The organism is Streptomyces sp. NPDC032161, assembly GCF_040636995.1.
Classification (GTDB): Bacteria; Actinomycetota; Actinomycetes; order Streptomycetales; family Streptomycetaceae; genus Streptomyces.
Genome location: NZ_JBEZVN010000006.1, coordinates 69,517 through 94,259, shown reverse-complemented (window position 1 = coordinate 94,259; position 24,743 = coordinate 69,517). Strand labels below are relative to the sequence as shown.

The window sequence follows — 24,743 nt, the reverse complement described above, 5'->3', positions numbered from 1 at the left end:
ATCGAGCACCGGGGGCCGGGGCGGGAGCCCGGTCACGGGCCGGGGCGGGCAGGGGCGCGGACCCGCCGGGCGCACCCGCGCCCCGCCTCCGGCCCGCGCCCCTGCCGTGCCTCGCCCGGGGTCTACTTCCCCGCCGCGGCCCGGAACCGTGAGGTCCGGTGCACCGGGTCCGTGTCGATCTTCGGGATCACGTGCTCACCGATCAGCCGGATCGAGTTCAGCGTGTCCTCGCGACCGATCCCGATCGGCAGCCCGAAACTCAACTGGTCCGCGCCCGCCTGCTCCCACCGCTTGCACTGGCGCAGCACCTCGTCCGGGTCGCCGCAGATCATCAGCTCCTCGGCGATCAGCAGCTCGATGATCTCCTCGGTGTACTCCGGCAGCAGCTCGGGCCACTCCGGAATGCCCTCGGGCCGGGGGAAGGTGTCGTGGTAGCGGAACAGCAGCGACTGGAGGTAGTTGAGCCCGCCGCCCACCGCGATCTCGACGGCCTCGGCGTGCGTCTCGGCGCAGATGGCCGTGGAGGTGACCATGACGTTGTCGTTGACGAAGTCCCCGACGGGCTCGGCCTCCTTGACGGCCGTCTTGTAGGACTCGACCACCCACTCCATGTCGGAGACCTTCTGCACGCTGAAGCCCAGCACGCCGAGCCCCTTCTTGCCCGCCATGGCGTACGAGGACGGCGACCCGGCCGCGTACCACATCGCCGGGTGCGAGGTCCCGTACGGCTTGGGCAGGATCTTGCGCGGCGGCAGCGACCAGTGCTTGCCCTGGAAGCCGGCGTACTCGTCCTGGAGCCACATCTTGGGGAACTCCGCGATGGTCTCCTCCCAGAGTTCCTTGGTGTGGTTCATGTCGGTGACGCCCGGCATGAAGCCCAGGATCTCGTGGCTGCCCGCCCCGCGTCCGGAGCCGAACTCGAAGCGCCCCTCGGACAGGTGGTCGAGCATGGCGACCTTCTCCGCCACCTTGACCGGGTGGTTGACGGGGGCGAGCGGGTTGAAGATGCCGGAGCCGAGGTGGATGCGGTCGGTGGCGTGCGCGAGGTAGCCCAGGTACACGTCGTTGGCCGAGAGGTGCGAGTACTCCTCCAGGAAGTGGTGCTCGGAGGCCCAGGCGTACTTGAAGCCGGACTTGTCCGCCTGGATGACGTACTCGGTCTCCTCGATCAGCGCCTTGTGCTCTGCCTCGGGGTCGGTCCTGGCCCGCGCGGCGGGCACGTACCCCTGTACAAAGAGCCCGAATTCCAAGGGGGTTCACCGTCCTCAGTCGCCCTGACTGTTCTGACGCACCGTCAGATCGTGATGCGTCCGACTGTTCCACCGCCACCCGCACCCGTCAATACCTGACGCACCGTCAGATACCTTCGTGGGGGCCCGCTCAGAAGGGGCTGACGCCCGCCAGCCACCCGCCGTCGATGACGAACGGCTGCCCGGTGATGTACGAGGAGTCGTCCGAGGTCAGGAAGAGCGCCAGCGCCGCCACCTCCTGCGGCCTGCCGATCCGCCCCATCGGTACCAGCTTCCGGTACAGCTCGGCCACCGCCGCCGCGGTCTCCTCCGGGTCGGCGTCCGGGTCCAGGGCCGCCGGATTGGTCATGGCGGTGTCCACGGCACCGGGGCAGACGGCGTTGACCCGTATGTTCTTGGCGGCCAGCTCCATCGCCGCCACCCGGGTCAGCCCGAGGACCGCGTGCTTGGTGGCGGCGTAGGCGCCCACGAACGCCATGCCGGTGAGTCCCGTGTACGACGCGGTGTTGACGACGGTCCCGCCGCCCGCGGCCTCGATCTCGGGCACGACGTGCTTGATCCCGAGGAACGCGCCGATCTGGTTGACCTGGACGACCTGCTGGAACTCCTCCAGCGGTGTGCTCACCAGTTCGTTGAACCTGAGGATGCCCGCGTTGTTGACCAGCCCGTCGATCCTCCCGTACACGTCCTTCGCGGCGGCGACGGCGGCCCGCCACTCGTCCTCCACGCCCACGTCCAGGTGGACGAAGCGCGCGGCGTCCTTCCCGTGCTTCTCGCGCAGCTCCCCGGCCAGCACCTCGCCCTGTTCGTCGAGCACGTCGCCGATCACCACCCGCGCGCCCTCCGCCACGAACAGCCGAGCCTCCTGTTCACCCTGCCCGCGTGCCGCGCCGCTGATCAGTACGGTCCGCCCGTCCAGCTTGCCCATGTCCGATTCCTCCTGCCTGTCGCGCTACCGGTCGAGGTGGGGTGCGACCTCGGCGGCGAACGCCGCCATCTGGTCGGTCAGTTCGTCGCGGCTCCGGCTGCGGAACCGGACCTGGATCTGGTGGACGCCCATGGCCGCGTACGCGCGCAGCGACTCGGCGAGGGCCTGCGGGCTCCCGGTGAGGGTGCGCCGCCCGACGGACCACCCCGGGTCGCCGACGTACAGCGGCTCGGTGATCGCCCCGACGACGATCGGCTCCTCGATCGCCGCGGCCTCGCGCAGCTCCTTCAGCCGGGCGATCTGCGCGGGCAGCCGGTCCCGGGGGTCGCCCTGCGGCAGCCAGCCGTCGCCCCGCACCGCGGCCCGGCGCACGGCGGCGGGCGAGGAGCCGCCCACCCAGACGGGCACCCGCCCCTGTGCCGGACGCGGCAGCTGGCCCAGCCCGGAGAAGGCGTAGCGCTCCCCCGCGAACTCCGGGTACTCCTCCGGCCCGAGCGCCGCCCTGAGCGCGTCGACGGTCTCGTCGAGCAGCCCGCCCCGACCCTCGAAGTCCGCGCCCAGCGCCCGGAACTCCTCCGGCACGTGCCCCGCCCCGACCCCGAGGACCAGCCGGCCGCCGCAGAGATGGTCGAGGGTGGCGTACTGCTTGGCGGTGACCAACGGATGCCGCAGGCCGACGACGGCCACATGGCTCATCAGCAGCACCCGCTCGGTGATCCCGGCGAGAAAGGCGAGGGTGGCGACCGGGTCGTACCAGACGGTCCCCATGGCATCGGCGAGCCGTCGCGGGATCGCCACGTGGTCACAGCTCGCCAGATAGGCGAAGCCGGTGCGGTCGGCGGTGCGGGCGATCTCGACGAGGTCGGCGGGGGTCGCCGCCGCCTCCCACCCCTCCGCGAAGATCGCGCTCTGCGACTGGATCGGGAGCTGCATTCCGTACGACAGCGGCCCGGTGGTGGTGATCGGCACCGAACGGCCTCCTTCCGTGGACCGCAGGAATCTGACACATCGTCACATCGTCGTGCGGGGGCCATCGTCATGCCTGCCGCCCCATCACACAAGGGCCGCGCAGCCGACAGGGCCGGTGGGCGGCCGTGACCGCGCACCCCGCCCCGGACATGTCCAGGACGCCGGAACCCCTCGCCGTACCCGGCGAACGCCGACACGTTCCCGGCAGTACGACCACCGCACCGGCCGACCGGCTCCCGCTCCGGACGTCCGCACCGGAACGATCACACCTTCAGGAGGAACCGACATGTCCGACCGGAAGCCGAGCAAGTACCGCAGGGCTGCGGTGATCACGGCCGTGGCCGCGGCGGCGCTCGCCATCAGCGCCCCGGGCGCGACAGCGACGGCGACCCTGCCCGCCGCTAGCTGCTCCCAGGCCGCGCCGCCGTCCAACCACAACCCCTACAGCACGACGCACACCGTGCTCGACCCGGCACCGCTGCGCACGGCCCCGTACGAGAAGTGCACCCTGCTGAAGACGTATGCGGCGGGCGGCTCGCTGACGGTGAACTGCTACATCGTCAACGACTACGGAAACACCTGGTCCTACGTCCGCGGGGCGGGCTGGGTCTGGGACAAGCACCTGTCCGCAGGCGGATCCCCGCACGCCTGCGTCTTCTGACGTACGCCCTCGGCCCCGCCGGCACGGGCGGGGCCGGGGAGGGCGGGCACGACCGGATCAACCTCGGGCCCTCTTGAACAGGAACGCGCCCTCGATCTCGACCCGGGTCGGGGGCTTGCTCCCGTCGTAGTGGTTCACGTCCTCCGTCACCGCCGTCCACCGCAGCCGGAACCGGTCTCCGTCGCGGGAGACGACAGTGATCCGGTTGTCGCGCAACGGATGGTGCTCGCAGTAGTACAGCAGCGACATGCACGAGTCCTCGTCGTCGCTCCGCACCCCCGGCAGCACCAACTCCCGCCCCACCAAGGCGTCCGCGTCGACGCCGGGCAGTTCGATGCCGACCTCCGCCGTCGGCGCCATCCCCAGGTCGGCCGTGTCCTCGCACCGCCGGGCACCGTCGGAATCCGCCAGGACCTCGAACCAGAGCGTGACCGGGCCCTCGCTCCGCTCCGCCGCGGAGACCCGGATGTCGGCGGACGCGATGCGGTACACCTCGTCCCCGTTGAACCGGTGCAGAACGAACCGGCCATCAGCAGGGCTCGCCCCCGCCGCGTGCTCACTCATCCCACGTTCCCCTCGCCGTCCGCCATCCGTCGTTCACCGTGCTGGCGAGGTCGGCAGGGTACGCGCAGGGGACGACGGGCGAGGCCACAAGGCACACCGGGCGCCGCGCCGGGCGCCCGGTCGGTCATCGTCCCGGGCGGTGCCGGTCAGACGGTCCCGTTCCGCACGGCGGTGACGAACGCCTGCCAGGGGACCGGGCCGAAGGTGTGGGCGCCCCGGCCCCGGTCCTTGCTGTCACGCACGGCCTGACGGCCGGAGAGCAGAACGGCGTGCTCGACGCAGTTGTTGTTCGAGCCGCTGTACGTGCTCGTGCGCCAGACGGCGGCCTCCAACTCGGCTGCCTCGGCCCGGGGAGCCATTTCTTCGGTCATGATCCACTTTCCTCGATGAGGTCGCGAATGTACCGCCGGGACTCGGTTGGGGACAGCGCAGCCGCGGTCAACTCGTCCCAAGCTTTCGCATACGCCTGAACATCCGCACGCTGCTCAAGCAACGTACCACCGGTGATGTGCTCCAACCACACCACCTCGACCGGAGGTTCCGGCGCCAGACTGAGCGCGGTGAACGGCACGTACTGCTCCATGGGCAGCACGGAATTCAACGGCAGGACCTGAAGGGTGATGTTCGACCGGGACCCCGCGTTCAGCAGATGCCGCAACTGCCCCTGAACGACCTCGGGCCCGCCACCGATCCGGTGGAGCGCGGGCGCGTCGATCACTGCCCGGAGCCGGAACCCCAAGGTGTTGTCGAGGAGTTCCTTGCGCTTCATGCGCGTCTGCACCAGCGTCTCGATCTGGTCGGCGGGGGACGCGGCCACGAAGAGGTGCCGCATGTACGCCTCGGTCTGCAGAAGACCCGGCACGATCACCGGCTCGAAAGTACGAACTGCTCGCGAGTCCGCCTCCAGCGTCAGATAGTCCTTGAGCTCGTCGTGAAGGAGCGGGCCATGACCACTCCACCAGTCGACCTTGTGGATCTCTTTCGCCAGGCGCCTCAGATTCGTCCGGTGCCGCTCGTCCTCGACCCCGTACAGGTTGAGCAAGGTGGTCAGATCGAGCGGGCGAATGCCCCGCTTGCCGTTCTCGATCTGACTTATCTTGGGCTGCCCGCACTCCAACGCTTCCGACGCGTCCTGCACCTTGAGGCCGGCTTCCAGTCGCAGCCGGCGCAGTTCGCCACCGAGTCGGCGGCTTCGCATGGTGGGCATGTCGCTCTGAGCCATGGCCACATGATGGTCGCGCTCTTCACCGGAGCACAACTGCCATCGGCAGCTTAGCCACTTACGACTGAACCTCTTGAGGAATAGTTGCCTAGGTGATGGTTCCCACGGCACTATCCGTCGCATGACCGAGAGCACTCGGTTCATCGCTGTGCACTGATCAATCGGCATGCCCTCACTCAGGAGGAGCCATGACTGTCATGGCAGAGACCGAACCCCCGCACTACCGGCACGAGTTGTTCGTTCATCCGCGCTCCCTGGCGGAGATGCGCCGCATCGTCAGATGTCTCGTGGACGCTTGGGACTTCCGCGAGTTGACGGACACCGCCACTCTCTGCGCCCACGAACTGCTGACCAACGTCGACCGGCACACGCCGTCGCCGCGCTGCACTCTCACGCTCCAACGCCAGCCCTACGGCGTACGCATCACCGTGCGCGACTCCAGCCCGACGCCCCCCGCGCCCCGTGTGCCCGACTGGGTCGCGGAGAGCGGGCGCGGGCTCGCGCTCGTGAGCGGGCTCGCCGCCGCGTGGGGGTCGGAGCCGGCCCCGTACGGGAAGGACGTGTGGGCGGAGCTCCGCAGCGCGCGACGGACGGCCGTCGGGTGAGCGCCCCTCGAAGCCCCCACGGCCCCGCCTCCACGGCCCCAACGCATCTGGAGCACCGGATGGACTCCCGCTTACCGACCAACGCGCCCACCGGGGCACCCACCGACGCGCCCGCCGCCCTGCCGGACGCGGGGCACGCCGCGGCCGAACTGGACTCCGCCCTACGGGACGCGGGCCTGCTTGACGTCTCGGTTGACCAACACCCCGATCCGCAACCGGACTTCGTCCACCTCGGGCCGCTCTCCCCCGCCGAAGCGAACCGACTGGCGCGGTTGATCCGCGCGAGCACGAAACGCACGCTCAAGGCCGCACGAGCGTTGCGCGACATCGTCGACGCCTACCGCCTCGACCTGCCGGGGCTGCGGTTCCGGCACGGCCGCATCGTGCTCGGCGGCATCTCGCTGCCCGATGCCGAACGCTTCGCGCGCCTGCTCGGCGCCCCCGTGCCGCCCGACGCCCGCACACCTCGCTCCGCTTCCCTCAAAGCGGCTCTCGTCGGCGAACGGCTCAGGAACGCCTTCGCCTCGGCGACGGGCGGAGGGTCGCTCGACATACGCGTACGGCACGAGGCGACCGGCACCGCTCCCGTACTGGAACTGGGCTCCATCGACGCCCGGACCGCCCGCCGGCTGGTGGCGGCCCTGCGCTTCTGAGCCCCCATTCGCCCGTCAGCCCCCGGACGGACGGGGCAGACAAGGCGGACGGACGAGGCGAGGCGGGGCGGGGCAGGTCGAGGCAGTAGCGTCCGCCGACGGCTTCACGGTGCCGCGCGTCGCGGCCCCGGGGTCATCGTCCCGGGCTCACGGCGTCGGCGGTACGGCCGCGTCCGCCGCACGGGCATCGCGTTCGGTGTCCGCGTCGCCCTCGTCGTCGTCCCCTCCGGTCGCCGCGCTCTCGGGTGCCGTGCCCCCGGACGGGGCGGCGTCCTGGCCCGGTGCCTCTTCCTCCTCCTCGTCCTCTTCCTCCTGCTCGTCCGGTGCGGCCTGGACGCCCACGCCCTGCGAGGCGGACACGTTCTGGTCGATCGCGCCCCCGCCGCCGTCGTGGTCGCTGCCCGCCGTGCCCTTGCTCAGGGGGGCCAGAACATTGGCCGTGCGGTCGACTTCGAGCCAGGAATCGGCGTTGGAGTTGTCGATGGTGATCAAGGAGGGTCCGTGGTGCGTCTCCATGCCGCCGTCCGGGGCGTCGGCCCAGGCGTGCCCGGCGGCCAACTGGCCCTGACAGAGCACGCCGAGGGCGGTCACCAGGACCGCGCGTGCCTTGGATGAGTCGACTGCCATGATCCGGTTCCTCTTTCTTCGTGGTCCTCGGGGTTCGGACACGCCGGGGCCGCGGGGCGCACGACGTGCGCCTCGGGCTCCCGGCGTACGGTCCGGGCGACGGTGGTCCGGGCCGTCCGGGCCCGGGCCACCGCCCGTGTCATCCGCTGCGTACCGCGCGTCAGGCGAACGCGGGCTCGCGGACGGGGTGATGCCTGCTGATGTTCCGCTCCAGCAGTTCCGTCGACCGCCGCACCCCGATCCCCTCGACCGGATCGAACTCGGGAAGCCGCCCGTCGGCCTGCTTGAGGTCCGCCAGCGCGGTGTCGATGGCGGAATGCGCGGCGAACAGGCAGGGAGTGCTGTAGATGGCCACCTGGCACTCCAGCTCGGTCAGTTCGGAGAGCGAGAGCCGGGGCGACTTGCCGCCCGCGATCTGGTTGAACAGCAGCGGCTTGTCACCGATCACCTTGCGGATGCGCTTGATCCACTCGATGCTGCGGACCCCGTCGACCAGGACGACGTCGGCGTCCGTCCTGGCCAGCGCCTCGGCCCTGCGCAGGATCTCGTCCTCTTCCGTGGCGTCCGTACGGGCCACGACCACCAGGTCCCGGCGGCTCTTCAGCACGAGATCGAGCTTCTCCAGGTACTCCTCCAGCGGCAGCACCTGCTTGCCGTCCGCGTGACCGCACCGGCGGGGGCGCTTCTGGTCCTCCAGGATGACGCCGGAGGCTCCGATCCTCTCCAGCCGCTGCACCACGTGGCAGGCGACCTCCGGGTCCACGTAGCCGTCGTCGATGTCGACCAGCAGATGGTGGGAGGGAAAGGCCAGCCGCAGCCGCTCCACGAAGGCCACCATGTCCGGCCAGGCGATGAAGCCGATGTCGGGAAGCCCGTAGTGGGACGCGGCGAAGCCGAATCCGGACACGAAGAAACCGTCGTAGTGCCGGGCCACGACGGACGCCGAGTACATGTCGTAGATGCCGATGAGCGGGGTCGTCCCAGGGGAACGGACCTCTTGCTTCAGCGCACTTCCGTAACGCACAACTTCTCCTTGATGACGCTTCGTTGGTTCATGGGTCGGGGAGCCGCCGCGTGGCCGCGCGCCGGTCCGAGGTGCGATGTTCCCGTCCGGTGGGCCCGGATTCCGGGCGTCGCCGGACCGGAGTGACGGGACTTCGGCGGCGTGATGTGGCGGACCGGGAGCCGCCGGGACACGGAAGGCCGGATCGGGGCTCACGGATGTGGATGGTTCGGCGACCGGCCGGTGCGGCAGATACGGGGACGCCGCGCCCCTGCGTCGGGCAGGCGACGGCGGCACCCGGTCCGCACGGACTCGGTCCGTCCTCTCGCGAAGACGCGTATACCTATACAGACATGACCGACCCTTTACCGACGGACACGCCGTTTTTTACCCTGCGTACGACACTCGCGGGTACGCGTCGGGCTCCTGTTGACGAGCCCGGTGACGAGGGACTTCCCCTCTCCCGGGGTCAGCCTGAAGGCGATCCCGAGGTCAACCGACTGCCTTGAGGATTAGCCTCGTTGAGAGCGGCGTCACGTACATTCCGTGCCGCTCCGAGGTGTCGTCCGGGGCCTCGGCCAGGGGTGCCCGACCCGGCGCGACGGCCGGTGGGCCGGCACGCGGGCCGTACGGATCAGCCGAAGCGGTCGAACAGGCAGTCGACATAGTCTTCCAGGCGGGCCGCGAGCACATCGGGGGTGAGGTCGGTCCGTCCGAGTTCCCGCCACGGGACCGCGAGCTTCTCCGCGTCCGGCGCGTAGGCGAGCGCGTCCAGCAGCCGCCAGTAGAGGTGGTCCGCGTCGTCGTCCGCCAACCGCCCACCCGCACACGTGTATTGACCGGCGAAGCCCATGCCGATCGGTACGCCGTGCAGCAGGGCGAGGGCCGTCGAGCAGTGGGCCACGTCCAGGTCGGCGGGGCCCCACGAGGTCTCGACCCAGTCGACGACCCCGCTGACCCGGACGCCCGCCCCGGATTCGGCGAAGAGCACGTTGCCGGGGTGGAAGTCGCGGTGCAGGAACCGGGGCTCGTACGGCGGCGGCTCACGGCGGATGACGTCGACCGCCCGCCGCCATAGTCCCGCGCGCGCGGTCGCGGCGGGCACCTGTACCCGGTCCGGCGCGGTCCACGCCTGGTACGTACGCGGCCGGTTCGCATCCGTCACCCGTACCGCGTGGATGTCGGCCAACTGCCGTGCCAGCGGCCCGATGCGCTCCGGCGCCCCGGCGTCGTCGACCCGTACCCGTCCGGGCAGCAGGGTCATCAGCAGAGAGGGATGGTCGCAGTGCTCGCCCCGGGCGTCGACGGCCACCAACCGCGCGGCCGGGACACCGGTGCCGTCCGCCAGCAGCCGCAGGATGTCCGCCTCGCGGGTGAGCAGCCCCGGGGCGTGCCGTACGTAGAAGGGCTTGACGAAGGACCGCAGCACGAGCACCCGCGCACCCTGCGGCCCGGAGACGTCCAGTCGGCGCATCCACGAGGTCCAGCCGCCGCGCAACTGCTCGACGGCTTCGATGCGTTCACCCGGCGCGAGACTCTTCTCGGCCCACGCGCGCGTCGCCGCCCAGCCGGTACCGCGGTCGCCCACCTCTTCGCCCATGTTCCGACCCTACGCCGGGGGTTCGGGGACGAACGCGGGTTCGGGACGACCGGGCCTCGCGACCCCCGTACGTCGGGGCGTCCCGGATGCCCGGGACACCCCTGGGCCCGCATCCGCCCGGGACGCCTCGCGTCGGACGGGCGGATGCGTGTACGGACCTCAGCAGTCCGGAATCACCGCGCCGTTGTTGTCGCGGGCCTCGTCATTGCCCCAGCGAGACAGGTAGTACGCCGAGACGTACGCACCGCGCCCGTTCTTGCCCGCGTACACCGTGTCCAGGTCGGTCTTCAGCCACCAGTGGTTGTAGCTGGAGCCCGAACCGACCTGGGCTCCCCACGCCTTGCAGTAGACGTAGTTCGTACCCGCGTTGAGGACGCCCTGCGCGTCGGCCGTGTTGGGGGCCGCGTAGCCCGTGGCGTTGGCGAAGGTGTCCACCCAGTACTTGCCGGTGCCCCCGCCCCCACAGCCGTTGTCGCTGGTCAGGTACTTGCTGTTGTACGAGCCCGGATACGGTGCCAGGGAACGGCCGTTGATCGCGATGGTCTGCCCGACGCCGTTGTAGAGCTGCTCGTAGTGGATGTGGGCGCCGCTGCTGTTGCCGGTGGAACCGGTGATGCCGATCTGCTGCCCCTGCGACACGGAGGCGCCGTCGGCGACGGAGTACGAGGCGAGGTGGAAGTAGTAGGTCTTCCAGCCGCCGCCGTGGTCGATGGCGATGTAGTTGCCGGCCCCGCCGGGCTGGGAGTAGCGGTAGGCGGTCCCGCCGGACGAGGCGAGGACGGGGGTGCCGGCCGTGGCGCCGCCGTCGCTGCGTATGAAGTCGAGGGCCTGCCTGACCTCCGCCGAGTGGTGGCCGTAGGTCCAGGTCTGACCACAGGGGAACGGTGCCTTGAAGTTGGGGGCCGCCGCCGCGGGTGTCGCGGTGAACAGGCCCGCGATCAGGGCCATCAGGCCCAGCAGGGCGATACGTGTCGAGCGCGTGCGCATGCGCGGACTTCCTCCGAGTCGGGATCCGGACGTGGGGGGGTGGCGTCGATCCGGTGGAACGAGGCAAGCGTGCCGGAAGTCCTGGTTCCGCAGTAGACCCACCGGGCCCAGTCCAGGGCCCAAAGTGGGCCCTGGGACCCGCAGCGGCGGCCCACGGAGTTCGGCCTCGCGGTATCGACCGGTTCCTGACTCATGAGTAATCTTACTTTGGAGTAAATCCACGACGGGGCAAGGAGTGTCATGACTCTTCTGCGGGCGGCTCTCACCTCCCCGTTCAAGAGGGGCGGCGGCAGACCCGGCGCGGCACTGCCCGCCGACCGGGCCGTCCGCCCGGCCGCGCCCGTCGCCCCCGGCCCGCTCGCCGCGTACCGCCGGATCTGCGGGTTCCCCGACACGGGCGAACTGCCCCTCACCTACCCGCATGTGCTCGGCTTCCCCCTGGCCCTGCGGCTGATGACCGCCCGGCGGTTCCCGCTGCCGGTCGTGGGGCTCGTGCACACCTGGATCGAGATCACCTGCCACCGGGCACCTCGCCCGGCCGATCCGCTCGAACTCACGGTGTACGCCGACGGTCTGTCCCCACACCGGCGCGGCACGGAGGTCACGATGGTCACCGAGGCGCGCCGCGCGGGCGAGCTGATCTGGGAGTCCCGCAGCGGTTACCTCTCGCGCCACTCCACGAACACCCGCCACGCTGCGAACACCAGCCACGACACGAGCACACGCCCCGCGAGGAACGCGACGGACACACCAAATGCGGCGGACATGGCGGGCACGCCGGACACGGCAGGCACAGCAGGCGTACGGACCACATCCAGCGGTCCCACCGCGGCCGTCCCCGACGTCACCGGTATCGCCGATGCCCCTGGCACCCCCGGCCCTTCCGTCGTCGCCGAGTGGCGGCTCCCCGCCGATCTCGGACGCCGCTACGGCGCCGTGTCGGGCGACCGGAACCCCATCCACCTGTACCCGCTGACGGCCCGGCTCCTCGGCTTTCCCCGGCCCATCGCCCACGGCATGTGGACCGTGGCCCGCTGCCTGGCCGAGGCACCGGCGTCCGGCACGATCCGACGGGTGCGGGCCGACTTCAGGGCCCCCGTGCCGCTGCCCGCCACGGTCACCTACGCGGCCGACGCCACCGGCTTCCAGCTGCGCGGCGCGGGCCGTGTCCACCTCACCGGGACGACTGACGGCCCGCCCGGTCCGCCCGGTCCGCCTCCTGCTCCGGCGCCTGCCACGGACGGCCTCCCATGAGATTCTCCAGCCCGGCCCAGGCGAAGTTCATCAGGGTGGCCGCGGCCTCCTTCGCCGAGACGTCCGGGGTCTCGTTCGCCCAGTCGGCGAGCGACTCCGCGGCGCCCACGAGCGCCCGCGCCAGCCCCGCCACGTCCCGGTCGGGGAGTTCGGGATCGCGATGCGTCTCGCGGGCCGCCACCGCGATCAGCCCCGTCACGAACGCGACGATCTCGTCCCGCATCGCCGTCACCTCCGCGGCGAACGGCTCCCCGTGCGTCCGCGACTGGCGGTGGAGCACCGCCCAGCCGTCCGGATGCCCCGCCGTGTGCGTGAAGAACGCGCACAGCCCCGCCCACAGCTGCCGGTCGGTCGGCAGTCCCGGCTCCACTCCCGCCCGCACCGCGTCGACGAGCGCCTTCGCCTCACGTCGTATGCAGGCGGTGAACAGCTCCTCCTTGGAGTTGAGGTACAGGTAGACCAACGGCTTGGAGACCCCGGCCAGTTCGGCGATCTCGTCCATCGAGGCGGCGCGGTATCCGAGTTGCCCGAAGGTCCGCACGGCGGCGTCCAGCATCTGCCGCTCCCGCACGGCGCGCGGCATCCGCCTGCCCTTCACCGCACCCACGTCGACTTCCTCCCGCCCCGCTGCGCCACTCCCACCGGCAAGGGTACGGCGCAGGGCGGGCCCCGCCGTACGCGACGGCGCCCTTCGGCCGCGTGGCCGAAATGGCCGTCATCCCGAGGTCGGAGCGTCACCCCCAGGGTGGGCCGCCCTTTCCGGGCCGGACCGTCATCCCCAGGTCGCAGCCGGGATCACGCCCTGGTGCCACACGGAATCAGGCCCTGGGGCGATCCGCTCGCGGCACCGGTCCGCCTAGCGTGTGGACGCATGTTGACGACCTCATTCCGGCGGCGGACCCTTGCCGTGGCCCTCGCCGTGACCGCGCTGCTCGCCGCGCCCGCCACCGCCGTCGCGACCCCCGCCGCACCGGACGCCCCGTCCGCCACCGCGGCCGCCCGTGCGCCCCAACTGCCTCGCCCCACGGGCCCGTACGCCGTCGGGACCGAGGTGCTGCACCTCACCGACCGCTCCCGCACCGACCCGTGGGTGCCGGAGGCCGGCCCCAGGGAACTGATGGTGACGATGCACCATCCCGCCCGCCCCGGTGGCAGCGGCCCCGCGCCGTACATGACCAACGCGGAGGCCCGGCTGATGCTGGTGGCACGCGGCCTGGAGGACGTCATCCCGGCCTCCAGCCTCGCCCGCCTCCGCACCCACGCCCGCACCGACGCACCGGCCGCGCGGGGCCGGTTCCCGCTGGTGCTGCTCTCCCCCGGCTTCGGCACCCCGCGGGCCACCCTGACCTCGCTCGCCACGGACCTGGCCGGCCGGGGCTACGTCGTGGCGACCATCGACCACGCCTACGAGTCGACCGGCGTCTCCCTCCCCGACGGCCGGACGCTCACCTGCGCGGCCTGCGACCGGCTCGAAGCCGCGCCGACCGACGAGGCCAAGCAGGAACTTCTGACCGCCGTCTCCACCGGGCGGGCCGCCGACTTCTCCTTCGTGCTCGACCGGCTGACCGGCAACCGTCCCGCCTGGCGCCACGCCCGCATGATCGACGCCTCGCGGGTCGCCGTCGCCGGCCACTCCATCGGCGGGAGCGCGGCGGCCTCCGCCCTGCTCTCCGACGGGCGCTTCGACGCCGGGGTCAACATGGACGGCGGGTTCCAGGAGCGGATCCCCGCCGAGGGCATCGGCGGGAAGCCGTTCATGATGCTCGGCACCGACGACATCCACCGCCCCGGGGGCGGCGACACGTCCTGGGACGAGGGCTGGCCGCGGCTGGACGGCTGGAAGCGCTGGCTGAGCGTCAAGGGCTCCGGGCACTTCACCTTCACGGACCTCCCGGCCCTCGCCGAACAGTTCGGCCTGCCCGCGGATCCCGACGCCCCGCTCTCCGGGGACCGCTCGGTCCGGATCACCCGTGACTACGTCGCGGCCTTCCTCGACCTGCACCTGAAGGGCCGGCACCAGCCGCTGCTGGGCGGCCCCACGCCCGCCAACCCGGAGGTCGTCTTCCAGCGGCCCTGACCGCCGCACCCGTCCCCGGACCGCCGCACCGCCCCGGAACGGGCCGTGGGCCCCTCCCCCGACCGGAGGAGGGGCCCACGGCCCGCAGGAGGGGCCCACGCGCGGCGGGCTGCCGTCGGCTATGCGGTGACCGGCACGCGCCGCGGCTCGGCGTCACGCACCTCGGAGTCGCCGGAGCCGTCGGAGCCGTCGACCGGGGAGGACGAGGCCGTGGCGTACGCCTCGTGGTCGAGGATCTTCTCGCGCGCCGAGACGATCACCGGGACCAGCGCCTGACCGGCCACGTTCGTGGCCGTCCGCATCATGTCCAGGATCGGGTCGATCGCCATGAGCAGACCGACGCCCTCCAGCGGGAGGCCCAACGTCGACAGCGTCAGGGTCAGCATGACCGTCGCGCCGGTGAGACCGGCGGTGGCCGCCGAACCGATCACCGAGACGAACGCGATCAGGACGTAGTCACCGACGTTCAGCTGCACGTCGAAGATCTGCGCGATGAAGATCGCCGCGAGCGCGGGGTAGATCGCGGCGCAGCCGTCCATCTTGGTGGTCGCGCCGAACGGGACCGAGAAGGACGCGTACTCCTTCGGGACGCCGAGGCGCTCGGTGACCTTCTGGGTGACCGGCATGGTGCCGACCGAGGAGCGGGAGACGAAGGCCAGCTGGATCGCCGGCCAGGCGCCCTTGAAGAACTGGACCGGGCTGAGCTTGGCGACCGTGGCGAGCAGCAGCGGGTACACCCCGAACAGCACCAGGGCGCAGCCGATGTAGACATCGGCGGTGAACGTCGCGTACTTGCCGATCAGGTCCCAGCCGTAGTCAGCGATCGCGTAGCCGATGAGGCCGACGGTGCCGATCGGGGCGAGCCGGATGACCCACCACAGCGCCTTCTGGAGGAGTTCCAGGACGGACTCGCTGAGCGTGAGGATCGGCTGGGCCTTCTCACCGAGCTTGAGCGCGGCGATACCGGCGACGGCGGCCATGAACACGATCTGGAGCACGTTCAGTTCGGTGAACGGGCTGATCACGTCGTTCGGGATGATGCCGGTGAGGAAGTCGAGCCAGGATCCGGCGTGCTGCGGCAGCTTGCCGTCCTTCGGCGTGAGACCGGTCCCGGCACCCGGGTTGGTCACCAGGCCGATCGCGAGACCGATGGCGACCGCGATCAGCGAGGTGATCATGAACCAGAGCAGGGTGCGGGTGGCCAGCCGGGCGGCGTTGTTGACCTTGCGCAGGTTGGTGATCGACACCAGGATCGCGAAGAAGACGAGCGGTGCGACGGCCAGCTTCAGCAGCTGGACGAAGATGTGGCCGACCTTGTCGAGCGTGGTGTGGAGCCAGCCGATGTCGTAGCTGCGGGCGATCCACCCGAGGACGACGCCGAGGACGAGACCGGCGACTATCTGGGCCCAGAACGGGACCTTGGGTATGCGGGAGCCTGACGGGCTGTCGGTGGCGGCGGTGGACGCGGGGGTCGCGGACACGGACACACTCCAGATGTGACGCATCGGGGCGCACGAGGACGCCGTGCGGGAGGACGTGGTACGGGGACGGGGGGTGCGGCGCCCGCGTCGGGGCGGCGCCGCTGCATGGTGCCGGTTCGAACGCTGTTCAGAGGCTGCGGCGGCAGACCGCGTTCATGCGCGGCCGACAGACCGCGGACATGCAGCGGCAGAGATCGACATGCAGGCGCGCCACGAGCGGGACGCTCGCGGCTTCGTGAGGGCGCACCGCTGTCTTCATGCCCATCACGTTAACACTTGAACTTTGAGGACCTCAAAGGTCTTCTTTGGGTGCGGGCAACGGGACAGGGGTCCGCCCGCGCACACGAACAACCGCCCCGCGCACGCGAACACCCGGCGCACGCAGGCGGGAACGACGGAACCCCGGTGCCGGAGCAGTTGCTCCGGCACCGGGGTCCGGTAAAAGGTGTGAGGAACCTTACGCGGCCCGCGCGGACGGACTCACGCCGTTCCGGGCGCCTCGTCACGGCTCTCGCGGGCCGACGTCGCCCACGCGGCACTCGTCACGGTCCCGCGGTCCTCACCGCGGCTCTCACGGGGCGACGTGGTCCTCGCGGGTGCGGTTCTCATCGAGACGCTGCTTGGCCCGTTCGACCCCGGACACGATCTGGGCGGACATCTCGTCACGCTGCTTGCGCAGCAGCACGTAGCTGAGCGGCGCGGACAGGATCAGCGCGAGGAGGATCACCCAGAAGAAGTTGGAGTCGCGCGCCCCTGAGGGAACCAGGCCGAAGTGGACGGCCATGGCTGCGACGACGAAGCAGCCGACGAAGATGCTGAGGCGCATCGCGGTGTACCGAATGGTCGCGCTCGGCCTGGCAGCGGACACAGTTGGCCCCTTTCTCGACGTACGACGGTCCTGCAATCCTGCCCGACCAGTGAAGCATGCCCCGGAATCGAGCACTTCGGAGGGCCGCGTCAAAAGGGCGCGGGCCCCGTTCCGAGACCGCGCGGGGCGGCGCGGCCCGCGTCCTTCAGCCCAGCGGCAGCAGCATGAAGATCTCGTCGCGGTCGTCCCCGTCGGCGACCCTGATCGCGTCCGGCACCCGTCCGACCTCCTTGTATCCGCACGAGGCGTAGAACCGGTCGACGCCGGTGCCGCCGCGGCAGGTGAGCCGTATCGCCTCGATCCCCGCCGTCCCGCGGGCGGCCTCGGCCGCGGCGCCCATCAGGTCGCGCCCGTACCCCTTGCCCTGGTGACGCGGGTGGACCATCACCGTGTAGAGCCAGAGCCAGTGCTCCATCAGGCGGTGGGTGTTGAGCGACAGGAAGGCCGTGGCGGCCACGGCACCGTCCTCGTCGCGGCCGACCAGCAGCCGGGTGCGCCCCTCGGCCGCCGCGGCGAGGTGCTTGGCCAGCTCCGGCCGGATGTCGTCGGCGGAGACGGGAGGCACGAAGCCCACCGCACCGCCCGCGTTGGAGACGTCGGTCCACAGTTCAGTGATGCCGTCCCGCAGGGTGCCGTCGACCTGGGGATCCAACGCGAAGGTAAGTGCCATAAGCAAAGACTAGTCATTACTTCGCGCCCGCCTCAAACCGCGTCGGCGCGCGACGGCCCCGCCCGGTACGCGGGAGAGCCCCGGCCGGTCGGCCGGGGCTCTCGCACCGCTCATCGGAACCCGGTGCGCCGGGAGGGGCACCGGGAGCCGTCAGACGCGCATCGGCTGCGGCGACTCGCGCCGCTCGGCGTCCGGGCCCGGGTACTCGCGGATGATCTCGTAGCGGGTGTTGCGCTCGACGGGCCGGAAGCCCGCGTCGCGGATCAGGTCGAGCAGGTCCTCGCGGCTGAGCTTGTTCGGGGTGCCGTAGTTGTCCGCGTCGTGCGTGATCTTGTACTCGACGACCGAGCCGTCCATGTCGTCCGCGCCGTGCTGGAGCGCGAGCTGGGCGGTCTGCACGCCGTGCATCACCCAGAAGACCTTGACGTGCGGGACGTTGTCGAACAGGAGCCGCGAGACCGCGAAGGTCTTCAGCGCCTCGGCACCGGTCGCCATCGTCGTGCGCGCCTGGAGCTTGTTGCGGATCTTGCCGTCCTTCATGTCCACGAAGTCGTGCTGGTAGCGCAGCGGGATGAAGACCTGGAAGCCGCCGGTCTCGTCCTGGAGCTCACGCAGCCGCAGCACGTGGTCGACGCGGTGCCGGGGCTCCTCGATGTGCCCGTAGAGCATGGTCGCCGGGGTCTTGAGCCCCTTCTCGTGCGCCAGGCGGTGGATGCGCGACCAGTCCTCCCAGTGGGTGTCGTGGTCCACGATGTGCTGCCGGACCTCCCAGTCGAAGATCTCCGCGCCGCCGCCGGTCAGCGACTCCAGACCGGCCTCGATCAGCTCGTCGAGGATCTCGGAGGCGGAGAGCTTGGAGATGGTCTCGAAGTGGTGGATCTCGGTGGCGGTGAACGCCTTGAGGGAGACCTGCGGCAGGGCCTCCTTCAGCGCGCCGAGCGAGCGCGGGTAGTAGCGCCACGGCAGGGTGGGGTGCAGTCCGTTGACGATGTGCAGCTCGGTGAGGTTCTCGCCCTCCATCGCCTTCGCGAGCCGGACCGCCTCCTCGATGCGCATGGTGTACGCGTCCTTCTCGCCCGGCTTGCGCTGGAACGAGCAGTAGGCGCACGAGGCCGTGCACACATTGGTCATGTTCAGGTGCCGGTTGACGTTGAAGTGGACCACGTCACCGTTCTTGCGGGTGCGCACCTCGTGGGCGAGGCCGCCGAGCCAGGCCAGGTCGTCCGACTCGTAGAGGGCGATGCCGTCCTCACGGGTCAGCCGCTCCCCCGCGCGGACCTTCTCCTCCAGTTCGCGCTTGAGCCCGACGTCCATGCGGCTGCCTCCCAGTTGTCGACGTGCTGTGCCGTTCCCGGTGGTACCGGGCGAAACCCCCGGGCACCCGGGGGTTCCACCACGTTACGCCTAGTGCCGCTCACGGCGACGCTCGCCCCGTCGCACCGCCCGGCACCCGCACGCGCGGCGTCGGCCGAAAGCCCACGCGGCGCCGCTACGAGACCTTCCGGCCGCCTCGCGATCGCACGGCACCGGACGACGCTCCTTCCGGGCGAGGATCGCCGCTCCCGGCACTACACCTCTTCGGGGAGTTCCCCGACCCGGTTCTCCCACTTGGTGGAGAGCACGATCGTGGTACGGGTGCGCGAGACACCCTTCGTGCCGCTGAGCCGGCGGATGGTCCGCTCCAGCCCGTCCACGTCACCGACCCGCACCTTGAGCATGTACGAGTCGTCGCCCGCGATGAACCACGCGTCCTCGATCTCCGCGAGGTCCTTCAGCCGGCGCGCCACGTCCTCGTGATCGGCCGCGTCGGAGAGCGAGATACCGATCAGGGCCGTGACGCCGAGCCCCAGGGCCGCGGCGTCGACGGTGGCGCGGTACCCGGTGATGACCCCGGCGGATTCCAGCCGGTTGATGCGGTCGGTGACGCTGGGCCCGGAGAGCCCCACCAGCCGCCCCAGCTCGGCGTACGAGGCCCTGCCGTTCTCCCTCAGTGCCTGGATGAGCTGCCTGTCCACCGCGTCCATGTGACTGAAACCTTCCATTGTTCAGCAGTATCGCGAGTTTACGTGTAGAATCTAAGGCATGCAGGCTTCATTGCCTGCAAAACTTCTCGTACATCCAAAAAACGCTTTCGAATCTTCAGGAGTGAGAACACCGTGTACTCGATCGAGATGGCCTACGCCCGTATGCGCGAGCTGCAGGACCTGGCCAACCGCTCGCGTGCCCACCAACCCGCCGCCGCGCGTCGCATCGACCGCGCCCGTACCGCGCGCGCCCCGAAGAAGCGCTGACCACGGGCCCCACGGCCCCGTACTCGCACTCACACTCGCCGGACTCCGCGGGCCGGTCCTACATGCCGCGGGAGCCACCACCGAGTTCTCCCTCCCACCGGCGGTACAGGTCGTGCGGCACCCCCGCCGCGTCCAGTACCCGCCCCGCGACGAAGTCCACCAGATCCTGGATGTGCGTCGCACCCGCGTAGAAGCCCGGAGAGGCGGGCAGCACGACGGCGCCCGCCTCGTCCAGGCTCACCAGGTGCTTCAGCGTCTGCCCGTTCAACGGGGTCTCCCGCACGGCGACGACCAGCTTGCGCCGCTCCTTGAGCGTCACGCTCGCGGCACGCTGGAGCAGATCCTTCGACAGCCCGAGCGCCACCCCGGCCACGCACGCCGTCGAGGCCGGCACGATGAGCATCCCCTTCGCCGGGTACGACCCCGAGGACGGCCCCGCGCCGAGGTCACCGGCCGCCCAGTGCCGTACCCGCTCGATCTCCGCCCCGCCCACGTCGAAGGTGTGCGGCTTCCCGTCCGCCCCGCGCGCCAGCCAGGTCCGCAGATCCTCGCGCCAGTGCGCGTCGCGGAACGCGACCCCGGTCTCGTCCAGCAGCGTCAGCCGCGACGCCCGGCTCACCACCAGATCCACGTTCTCGCCCGCGGCCAGCAGACCGCGCAGCACGGCGGCGGCGAAAGGAGTGCCCGAAGCGCCGGAAACCCCCACGATCCAAGGCTGTCGCTGCTGCTGACTCACTGAAATCCCGGATTCCACGCCCCCGAGCCTATCCGGCCGCACGACGCCGGAACCGAGCAAGGGGCGTCGGGCGTTCTGACTGACGGAAGACGGTTGAAGGACGGACCGAATCGGCGACGACACCGGACACAGGGGACCACGATGACCGCATGGCCGAATCGCAGTGCCGGCCCGGGCCGGGCGCCGGCGTGGGGCCGGGCCGACCGGGCGAAGGCCGCGGCCAAGCTGATGCTGGGGTGGGTGGCATTCCTCTGGGTGCTCGAAGCCGTCGACGTGTCGACGGGCCACGCCCTGGACACGTACGGGATCGAGCCACGCCACCCCGCCGAGCTGCTGGACATCGTGCCCGCGGCCTTCATCCACTTCGGCTTCGGCCACGTCGCGTCCAACAGCGTGCCGCTGCTGGTCTTCGGCTTCCTGGCCGCACTGGGCGGCATCCGCCGTTTCGCGGCCGTCGCCGCGCTGATCATCGTGGTGGACGGCCTCGGCGTCTGGCTGGTCTCCCCCGCCCACTCCAACACGGCGGGCGCCTCCGGGCTCGTCTTCGGCCTCTTCGGCTATCTGCTGGTCCGCGGCTTCGTCGACCGCAGACCGCTCGACATCGGGATCGGCCTGCTGATCGGCGCGACATGGGGCTCGTCGATCCTGCTGGGGATATCCCCCACCAACACCTCGGTCAGCTGGCAGGGCCACCTGTTCGGGCTGGCGGCGGGCGTAGTGGCGGCGTTCGTCTTCCGCCGCCGCGTCGGCCGCACCGCCGGTACCGGCCGTGGGGACGATCCGACGGCCACCCCGTTCCTGCCCTGACCGGGGACCCTGCCCGAGGCCCTGACCGGGGGCGTGCCCGCGCGCCCGGCCAGTGGCGCGAGGAGGCCCGTGACGCGCGCCGCGGCCCCTTCGAGCCGCGGCGGCGGGAAGCACGGACGTGCCGGTCCTCGGCGCACCGACCGGGGGGACGGCCCGGCGCTCCGCTCCGTACCCGACCGCGTCCCGACCCGCTCGGCGCCCCGCCTACACCGTCAGGCCGCGCACCACCAGGTCCAGCAGGGCGCACACGAACAGCGCTATCCCGATGAAGCCGTTGACGGAGAAGAACGCCCGGTTCAGCCGGGACAGGTCGTGCGGACGCACCACCCGGTGCTCGTACACGAAGGCGACGGCGACGACCGCCATGCCGATCCAGTACAGCACCCCCGCCCCGGTCGCCAGGCCGAACCAGACCAGCAGCACCGTCGTCACCGCGTGGGAGACCCGCGCCCCCCACAGCGCCGCCGGGATCCCGAACCGGGCCGGCACCGACCGCACCCCGTGCGCCCGGTCCGCCTGCACGTCCTGGCAGGCGAAGATCAGGTCGAAGCCGCCGATCCAGATCCCGACCGCGAGACCGAGGACCACCGCCTCCCACGACCAGCTTCCGGTCACCGCCAGCCAGGCGCCGACCGGCCCCATGGCCTGCGCGATGCCGAGGATGGCGTGCGGGTAGGTGGTGAACCGCTTGCCGTACGGGTACACCACCATCGGCACGACGGCGACCGGCGCCAGCGCCAGGCAGAGCGGGTTCAGCAGGGCGGCGGCGCCCAGGAAGACCACGAGGGCGACGAGCGCCCCCGTCCACGCCGAGCGCACGGACACCGCGCCGGTGACCAGTTCCCGGTTCGCGGTGCGCGGATTGCGGGCGTCGATCTCCCGGTCGATGATCCGGTTGCAGGCCATGGCGAACGTCCGCAGCCCCACCATCGCGACCGTGACGAGCAGCAGCTCCACCCAGTGGACCGTCTTGTCGGCCCGGAACATCGCGGTCAGTGCGGCGATGTACGCGAAGGGCAGCGCGAAGACCGAGTGCTCGATCATCACGAGCCGCAGGAACGCCTTGACCTTGCCGTTGTTCGGCCGTACGGGCTCCGAGCCCAGTGCTGCGTCGGCGGCGCTCACAGTCCGTATTCCTTCCACCGGCGGTCGACCTTCGCCGCCGTCCCGGGGTCCGACTCGACCATCTCCGGCCAGCCCCCGTCCCGGGTGTATCCCTCCTCGGGCCACTTCCGGGTCGCGTCGATGCCCGCCTTGCCACCCCAGAACTGCTGGTAGGAGGCGTGGTCGAGGTGGTCGACCGGCCCCTCGGTGACGGTCAGGTCGCGCGCGTAGTCCGTGTTGCCCAGCGCCCGCCACGCCACCTCGTGCAGATCATGGACGTCGCAGTCGGAGTCCACGACCACGATCAGCTTGGTCAGCGACATCATGTGCGCCCCCCAGATGGCACTCATCACCTTCTGGGCGTGCTTCGGGTACTTCTTGTCGATCGAGACGATCGCGCAGTTGTGGAACCCGCCCGCCTCCGGCAGGTGGTAGTCCACGATGTCCGGCACGATGATCTTGAGGAGCGGCAGGAAGAACCGCTCGGTGGCCCGCCCCAGCGGCCCGTCCTCGGTCGGCGGCCGGCCCACCACGATCGACTGGAGCAGCGGGCGCCGCCGCATGGTCACGCAGTCGATGGTCAGCGCGGGGAACGGTTCCTGCGGGGTGTAGAAGCCGGTGTGGTCGCCGAACGGCCCCTCGGGCAGCATCTTCCCGGGCTCCAGCCAGCCCTCCAGGACGACCTCCGCCTGTGCCGGGACCTGGAGCGGCACGGTCTTGCAGTCGACCATCTCGATCCGCTTGCCCTGGAGGAACCCGGCGAAGAGGTACTCGTCGATGTCCCCCGGCAGCGGGGCGGTGGAGGCGTACGTCACCGCGGGCGGCGCCCCGAACGCGATCGCGACCGGCAGCCGCTCCCCGCGCCGGGCGGCGACCTGGTAGTGGTTGCGGCTGTCCTTGTGGATCTGCCAGTGCATCCCGATGGTGCGCCGGTCGTGCCGCTGGAGCCGGTAGAGGCCCAGGTTCCGGACGCCGCTCTCCGGGTCCTTGGTGTGGGTGAGCCCCAGGTTGAAGAACGAGCCGCCGTCCCCGGGCCAGGTGAAGAGCGCGGGCAGCCGGTCCAGGTCCACGTCGTCGCCGGTCAGCACCACTTCCTGGACCGGGGCGCTCTGCGCCTTCACCTTCTTCGGCGGCACGTGCGCCATCGAGCCGAGCTTCCCGAACGCCTCGCGCACCCCGACGAAGCCGTGCGGCAGCTCCGGCTTGAGCAGCCCGCCGATCTTGTCGCCGATGTCCGCGTACGACTTCAGCCCGAGCGCCTTGAGCAGCCGCCGGTCGGTCCCGAAGACGTTCATGGCCAGGGGCATCGAGGACCCCTTGACGTTCTCGAAGAGCAGGGCCGGACCGCCCGCCTTGTTCACCCGGTCGACGATCTCGCCGACCTCCAGGTAGGGGTCGACCTCGGCCTTGATGCGCTTGAGGTCGCCCTCGCGCTCCAGCGCCCGGAGCAGGGAACGAAGATCGTCATAAGCCATGCCGTCCAGTTTGTCATCACCGCCGCCGACCACGGGGGGTGGCCCGGTCCCGGCGGGCTGCACCAGCGGTCCGGCGCCGGGCACGTGACGGCCCGGCGGGCACCGTGCCGGGACGGCCCGGTCGCCCCCGCGAGCGGAATGCCGACACGTCAAAGGCCGATGACACGAACGCGGGCACCGCAGAGTTCGAGCATGTCGTCGACGTCCGATGTCAGCAGTGCGACAGGCTTCGGCAGGCGCAGCGCGACTTCGGCCGCAGTGGCGTCGCCGGGCCGGGCTGCGCGTCCGCCGCCTCCGGCTTCGGCGGCGGAACGGCCGACGGCCGGCCCAGCCCGCTCGGCTCCACGCCGGGCTGTCGGCGGCACCGGTTACCCTGGGCCCACACCGGGGCGGACAAGCCCCGCCAACTCTCCTCAGGGGGACCTTCCACCATGTTCCGGGCCTTGATGTATCTCCTGCCTCTGGCTCTGACGATCTACGCGTTCATCGACTGCCTGAACACCCCCGAGGACGAGGCCAAGCATCTGCCGAAGATCGCCTGGGTCTTCATCATCCTGCTGTTCTGGATCGTGGGCCCGATCGTGTGGCTGGCCGCGGGCAAGATGCGTGCGGCGCCCGCCGGGGGCCGCACGCCGTCCGAATGGCACCGCAACCACCGCACGCAGTGGGTGGCCCCGGACGACAATCCGGAGTTCCTGAAGACGCTGCGCGAGGAGAACAAGAAGGACGAGTCGCTCCTCAAGGACTGGGAGGCGGATCTGCGCCGCCGCGAGGAGGAGCTGAAGCGCCGCGAGAACGAGACCGGGCCCGAGGGTTCGACGCCGCCCGCGTCCTGACCGCGCAGGGACCGCCGTCCGCGGCCCGAGCGACCATGACGGCCACCGTGTGCCACCCGGCACGCGGTGGCCGTC

Annotated in this window: 27 protein-coding genes and 1 pseudogene; 8 read left to right on the top strand and 20 right to left on the bottom strand. The window is 71.0% G+C overall.

Annotated elements, in window-relative coordinates; translation table 11 throughout:
• Positions 1-122: 122 nt before the first annotated feature.
• The 3 genes from AB0E67_RS16470 to AB0E67_RS16460 form a co-directional block, all read right to left on the bottom strand.
• Complete coding sequence (locus AB0E67_RS16470) at positions 123-1,250, bottom strand: LLM class flavin-dependent oxidoreductase (RefSeq protein ID WP_362026692.1); 1,128 nt, start codon at positions 1,248-1,250, stop codon at positions 123-125.
• A 130-nt stretch (positions 1,251-1,380) separates the two neighbouring features.
• Positions 1,381-2,178, bottom strand: a complete 798-nt coding sequence (locus AB0E67_RS16465; protein WP_362026690.1) for an SDR family NAD(P)-dependent oxidoreductase — start codon at positions 2,176-2,178, stop codon at positions 1,381-1,383.
• A 24-nt stretch (positions 2,179-2,202) separates the two neighbouring features.
• Entirely contained in the window at positions 2,203-3,147 is a 945-nt protein-coding gene (locus AB0E67_RS16460) for an LLM class F420-dependent oxidoreductase (RefSeq protein WP_362026687.1), read from the bottom strand.
• A 286-nt stretch (positions 3,148-3,433) separates the two neighbouring features.
• Between AB0E67_RS16460 and AB0E67_RS16455 the strand changes: the two genes are divergently transcribed.
• Positions 3,434-3,808: a hypothetical protein gene (locus tag AB0E67_RS16455; protein WP_362026684.1), complete on the top strand. Its 375-nt coding sequence runs from the start codon at positions 3,434-3,436 to the stop codon at positions 3,806-3,808.
• A 57-nt stretch (positions 3,809-3,865) separates the two neighbouring features.
• Here AB0E67_RS16455 and AB0E67_RS16450 read toward each other — a convergent pair whose 3' ends face one another.
• The 3 genes from AB0E67_RS16450 to AB0E67_RS16440 all read right to left on the bottom strand — a co-directional run bounded on the left by AB0E67_RS16450 (position 3,866) and on the right by AB0E67_RS16440 (position 5,594).
• Positions 3,866-4,372 (bottom strand): hypothetical protein, encoded by a 507-nt coding sequence (locus AB0E67_RS16450; protein ID WP_362026682.1) that lies wholly within the window; start codon positions 4,370-4,372, stop codon positions 3,866-3,868.
• A gap of 146 nt (positions 4,373-4,518) precedes the next feature.
• A complete protein-coding gene (locus tag AB0E67_RS16445) occupies positions 4,519-4,743 on the bottom strand; it encodes a DUF397 domain-containing protein (protein WP_362026679.1) in 225 nt (74 codons plus the stop codon).
• A complete protein-coding gene (locus tag AB0E67_RS16440) occupies positions 4,740-5,594 on the bottom strand; it encodes a helix-turn-helix transcriptional regulator (protein WP_362026676.1) in 855 nt (284 codons plus the stop codon). The genes AB0E67_RS16445 and AB0E67_RS16440 overlap by 4 nt, the downstream gene beginning before the upstream one ends.
• A 188-nt stretch (positions 5,595-5,782) precedes the next feature.
• Between AB0E67_RS16440 and AB0E67_RS16435 the strand changes: the two genes are divergently transcribed.
• Both AB0E67_RS16435 and AB0E67_RS16430 read left to right on the top strand, forming a co-directional pair.
• Entirely contained in the window at positions 5,783-6,199 is a 417-nt protein-coding gene (locus tag AB0E67_RS16435; RefSeq protein ID WP_360114356.1) for an ATP-binding protein, read from the top strand.
• 59 nt (positions 6,200-6,258) lie between these two features.
• The gene (locus AB0E67_RS16430) at positions 6,259-6,852 is read left to right on the top strand and encodes a hypothetical protein (protein WP_362026673.1); all 594 of its coding nucleotides are present in this window, start codon (positions 6,259-6,261) and stop codon (positions 6,850-6,852) included.
• Positions 6,853-6,999: 147 nt separating this feature from the next.
• Here AB0E67_RS16430 and AB0E67_RS16425 read toward each other — a convergent pair whose 3' ends face one another.
• The 4 genes from AB0E67_RS16425 to AB0E67_RS16410 all read right to left on the bottom strand — a co-directional run bounded on the left by AB0E67_RS16425 (position 7,000) and on the right by AB0E67_RS16410 (position 11,069).
• Entirely contained in the window at positions 7,000-7,479 is a 480-nt protein-coding gene (locus AB0E67_RS16425) for a hypothetical protein (RefSeq protein ID WP_362026671.1), read from the bottom strand.
• 160 nt (positions 7,480-7,639) lie between these two features.
• On the bottom strand, positions 7,640-8,503 hold the full coding sequence (locus AB0E67_RS16420; protein WP_362026668.1) for an isocitrate lyase/PEP mutase family protein: 864 nt from the start codon (positions 8,501-8,503) through the stop codon (positions 7,640-7,642).
• 613 nt (positions 8,504-9,116) lie between these two features.
• Positions 9,117-10,082 (bottom strand): phosphotransferase, encoded by a 966-nt coding sequence (locus AB0E67_RS16415; RefSeq protein ID WP_362026665.1) that lies wholly within the window; start codon positions 10,080-10,082, stop codon positions 9,117-9,119.
• A 159-nt stretch (positions 10,083-10,241) separates the two neighbouring features.
• Complete coding sequence (locus AB0E67_RS16410; RefSeq protein ID WP_362026662.1) at positions 10,242-11,069, bottom strand: M23 family metallopeptidase; 828 nt, start codon at positions 11,067-11,069, stop codon at positions 10,242-10,244.
• Positions 11,070-11,309: 240 nt separating this feature from the next.
• Here AB0E67_RS16410 and AB0E67_RS16405 point away from each other — a divergent pair, with 240 nt between their 5' ends.
• The gene (locus tag AB0E67_RS16405) at positions 11,310-12,323 is read left to right on the top strand and encodes a MaoC/PaaZ C-terminal domain-containing protein (protein ID WP_362026660.1); all 1,014 of its coding nucleotides are present in this window, start codon (positions 11,310-11,312) and stop codon (positions 12,321-12,323) included.
• Here the strand turns inward: AB0E67_RS16405 and AB0E67_RS16400 are convergent.
• Entirely contained in the window at positions 12,244-12,906 is a 663-nt protein-coding gene (locus AB0E67_RS16400; RefSeq protein ID WP_362027070.1) for a TetR/AcrR family transcriptional regulator, read from the bottom strand. The two genes, AB0E67_RS16405 and AB0E67_RS16400, sit on opposite strands and share 80 nt — an antisense overlap.
• A 288-nt stretch (positions 12,907-13,194) precedes the next feature.
• Here AB0E67_RS16400 and AB0E67_RS16395 point away from each other — a divergent pair, with 288 nt between their 5' ends.
• Positions 13,195-14,400, top strand: a complete 1,206-nt coding sequence (locus tag AB0E67_RS16395) for an alpha/beta hydrolase (RefSeq protein WP_362026657.1) — start codon at positions 13,195-13,197, stop codon at positions 14,398-14,400.
• Between the two features lie 119 nt (positions 14,401-14,519).
• Here the strand turns inward: AB0E67_RS16395 and AB0E67_RS16390 are convergent, their stop codons facing one another.
• The 5 genes from AB0E67_RS16390 to AB0E67_RS16370 all read right to left on the bottom strand — a co-directional run bounded on the left by AB0E67_RS16390 (position 14,520) and on the right by AB0E67_RS16370 (position 19,443).
• On the bottom strand, positions 14,520-15,881 hold the full coding sequence (locus tag AB0E67_RS16390; protein WP_362026654.1) for a dicarboxylate/amino acid:cation symporter: 1,362 nt from the start codon (positions 15,879-15,881) through the stop codon (positions 14,520-14,522).
• A 571-nt stretch (positions 15,882-16,452) separates the two neighbouring features.
• Positions 16,453-16,749, bottom strand: a complete 297-nt coding sequence (locus AB0E67_RS16385; protein ID WP_362026651.1) for a DUF4229 domain-containing protein — start codon at positions 16,747-16,749, stop codon at positions 16,453-16,455.
• A gap of 145 nt (positions 16,750-16,894) precedes the next feature.
• Positions 16,895-17,419: a GNAT family N-acetyltransferase gene (locus AB0E67_RS16380; RefSeq protein WP_362026648.1), complete on the bottom strand. Its 525-nt coding sequence runs from the start codon at positions 17,417-17,419 to the stop codon at positions 16,895-16,897.
• 150 nt (positions 17,420-17,569) lie between these two features.
• Positions 17,570-18,733 carry an aminofutalosine synthase MqnE gene (mqnE, locus tag AB0E67_RS16375; RefSeq protein ID WP_351519643.1) on the bottom strand — a complete coding sequence of 388 codons (1,164 nt, stop codon included), beginning with the start codon at positions 18,731-18,733 and terminating at the stop codon, positions 17,570-17,572.
• A 254-nt stretch (positions 18,734-18,987) separates the two neighbouring features.
• Positions 18,988-19,443 (bottom strand): Lrp/AsnC family transcriptional regulator, encoded by a 456-nt coding sequence (locus AB0E67_RS16370; protein WP_073787137.1) that lies wholly within the window; start codon positions 19,441-19,443, stop codon positions 18,988-18,990.
• A 132-nt stretch (positions 19,444-19,575) separates the two neighbouring features.
• On the opposite strand from AB0E67_RS16370, the gene AB0E67_RS16365 reads away from it, so the two are divergent.
• Entirely contained in the window at positions 19,576-19,710 is a 135-nt protein-coding gene (locus AB0E67_RS16365) for a hypothetical protein (protein ID WP_274535432.1), read from the top strand.
• 58 nt (positions 19,711-19,768) lie between these two features.
• On the opposite strand, the gene AB0E67_RS16360 is transcribed toward AB0E67_RS16365, so the two are convergent.
• Positions 19,769-20,446: a UbiX family flavin prenyltransferase gene (locus tag AB0E67_RS16360; RefSeq protein WP_362027067.1), complete on the bottom strand. Its 678-nt coding sequence runs from the start codon at positions 20,444-20,446 to the stop codon at positions 19,769-19,771.
• Between the two features lie 141 nt (positions 20,447-20,587).
• On the opposite strand from AB0E67_RS16360, the gene AB0E67_RS16355 reads away from it, so the two are divergent.
• On the top strand, positions 20,588-21,253 hold the full coding sequence (locus tag AB0E67_RS16355) for a rhomboid family intramembrane serine protease (RefSeq protein WP_362026644.1): 666 nt from the start codon (positions 20,588-20,590) through the stop codon (positions 21,251-21,253).
• A gap of 204 nt (positions 21,254-21,457) precedes the next feature.
• Here the strand turns inward: AB0E67_RS16355 and mqnP are convergent, their stop codons facing one another.
• The 3 genes and pseudogenes from mqnP to AB0E67_RS16340 all read right to left on the bottom strand — a co-directional run.
• Positions 21,458-22,378, bottom strand: coding sequence for a menaquinone biosynthesis prenyltransferase MqnP (gene mqnP / locus AB0E67_RS16350; RefSeq protein WP_362026642.1), 921 nt, complete (start codon positions 22,376-22,378; stop codon positions 21,458-21,460).
• Entirely contained in the window at positions 22,375-23,832 is a 1,458-nt protein-coding gene (locus AB0E67_RS16345) for a menaquinone biosynthesis decarboxylase (RefSeq protein ID WP_362026639.1), read from the bottom strand. Before AB0E67_RS16345 ends, mqnP begins: the two co-directional genes overlap by 4 nt.
• Before the next feature lie 149 nt (positions 23,833-23,981).
• Positions 23,982-24,098: pseudogene (locus tag AB0E67_RS16340) on the bottom strand (DNA-binding protein); the annotation flags it as partial.
• A 165-nt stretch (positions 24,099-24,263) separates the two neighbouring features.
• Between AB0E67_RS16340 and AB0E67_RS16335 the strand changes: the two are divergent.
• Positions 24,264-24,668: a PLD nuclease N-terminal domain-containing protein gene (locus AB0E67_RS16335; RefSeq protein WP_362026636.1), complete on the top strand. Its 405-nt coding sequence runs from the start codon at positions 24,264-24,266 to the stop codon at positions 24,666-24,668.
• The last annotated feature ends 75 nt before the right edge of the window (positions 24,669-24,743 follow it).

What these genes read in the sequence shown, in the direction of transcription:
- AB0E67_RS16465 (WP_362026690.1), bottom strand. Translation starts at nt 2,178, where the DNA reads ATGGGCAAGCTGGACGGGCGGACCGTACTGATCAGCGGCGCGGCACGC.
- AB0E67_RS16455 (WP_362026684.1), top strand. Translation starts at nt 3,434, where the DNA reads ATGTCCGACCGGAAGCCGAGCAAGTACCGCAGGGCTGCGGTGATCACG.
- AB0E67_RS16450 (WP_362026682.1), bottom strand. Translation starts at nt 4,372, where the DNA reads ATGAGTGAGCACGCGGCGGGGGCGAGCCCTGCTGATGGCCGGTTCGTT.
- AB0E67_RS16445 (WP_362026679.1), bottom strand. Translation starts at nt 4,743, where the DNA reads ATGACCGAAGAAATGGCTCCCCGGGCCGAGGCAGCCGAGTTGGAGGCC.
- AB0E67_RS16440 (WP_362026676.1), bottom strand. Translation starts at nt 5,594, where the DNA reads ATGGCTCAGAGCGACATGCCCACCATGCGAAGCCGCCGACTCGGTGGC.
- AB0E67_RS16435 (WP_360114356.1), top strand. Translation starts at nt 5,783, where the DNA reads ATGACTGTCATGGCAGAGACCGAACCCCCGCACTACCGGCACGAGTTG.
- AB0E67_RS16430 (WP_362026673.1), top strand. Translation starts at nt 6,259, where the DNA reads ATGGACTCCCGCTTACCGACCAACGCGCCCACCGGGGCACCCACCGAC.
- AB0E67_RS16425 (WP_362026671.1), bottom strand. Translation starts at nt 7,479, where the DNA reads ATGGCAGTCGACTCATCCAAGGCACGCGCGGTCCTGGTGACCGCCCTC.
- AB0E67_RS16415 (WP_362026665.1), bottom strand. Translation starts at nt 10,082, where the DNA reads ATGGGCGAAGAGGTGGGCGACCGCGGTACCGGCTGGGCGGCGACGCGC.
- AB0E67_RS16410 (WP_362026662.1), bottom strand. Translation starts at nt 11,069, where the DNA reads ATGCGCACGCGCTCGACACGTATCGCCCTGCTGGGCCTGATGGCCCTG.
- AB0E67_RS16405 (WP_362026660.1), top strand. Translation starts at nt 11,310, where the DNA reads ATGACTCTTCTGCGGGCGGCTCTCACCTCCCCGTTCAAGAGGGGCGGC.
- AB0E67_RS16400 (WP_362027070.1), bottom strand. Translation starts at nt 12,906, where the DNA reads ATGCCGCGCGCCGTGCGGGAGCGGCAGATGCTGGACGCCGCCGTGCGG.
- AB0E67_RS16395 (WP_362026657.1), top strand. Translation starts at nt 13,195, where the DNA reads ATGTTGACGACCTCATTCCGGCGGCGGACCCTTGCCGTGGCCCTCGCC.
- AB0E67_RS16380 (WP_362026648.1), bottom strand. Translation starts at nt 17,419, where the DNA reads ATGGCACTTACCTTCGCGTTGGATCCCCAGGTCGACGGCACCCTGCGG.
- mqnE (WP_351519643.1), bottom strand. Translation starts at nt 18,733, where the DNA reads ATGGACGTCGGGCTCAAGCGCGAACTGGAGGAGAAGGTCCGCGCGGGG.
- AB0E67_RS16370 (WP_073787137.1), bottom strand. Translation starts at nt 19,443, where the DNA reads ATGGACGCGGTGGACAGGCAGCTCATCCAGGCACTGAGGGAGAACGGC.
- AB0E67_RS16355 (WP_362026644.1), top strand. Translation starts at nt 20,588, where the DNA reads ATGACCGCATGGCCGAATCGCAGTGCCGGCCCGGGCCGGGCGCCGGCG.
- AB0E67_RS16345 (WP_362026639.1), bottom strand. Translation starts at nt 23,832, where the DNA reads ATGGCTTATGACGATCTTCGTTCCCTGCTCCGGGCGCTGGAGCGCGAG.
- AB0E67_RS16335 (WP_362026636.1), top strand. Translation starts at nt 24,264, where the DNA reads ATGTTCCGGGCCTTGATGTATCTCCTGCCTCTGGCTCTGACGATCTAC.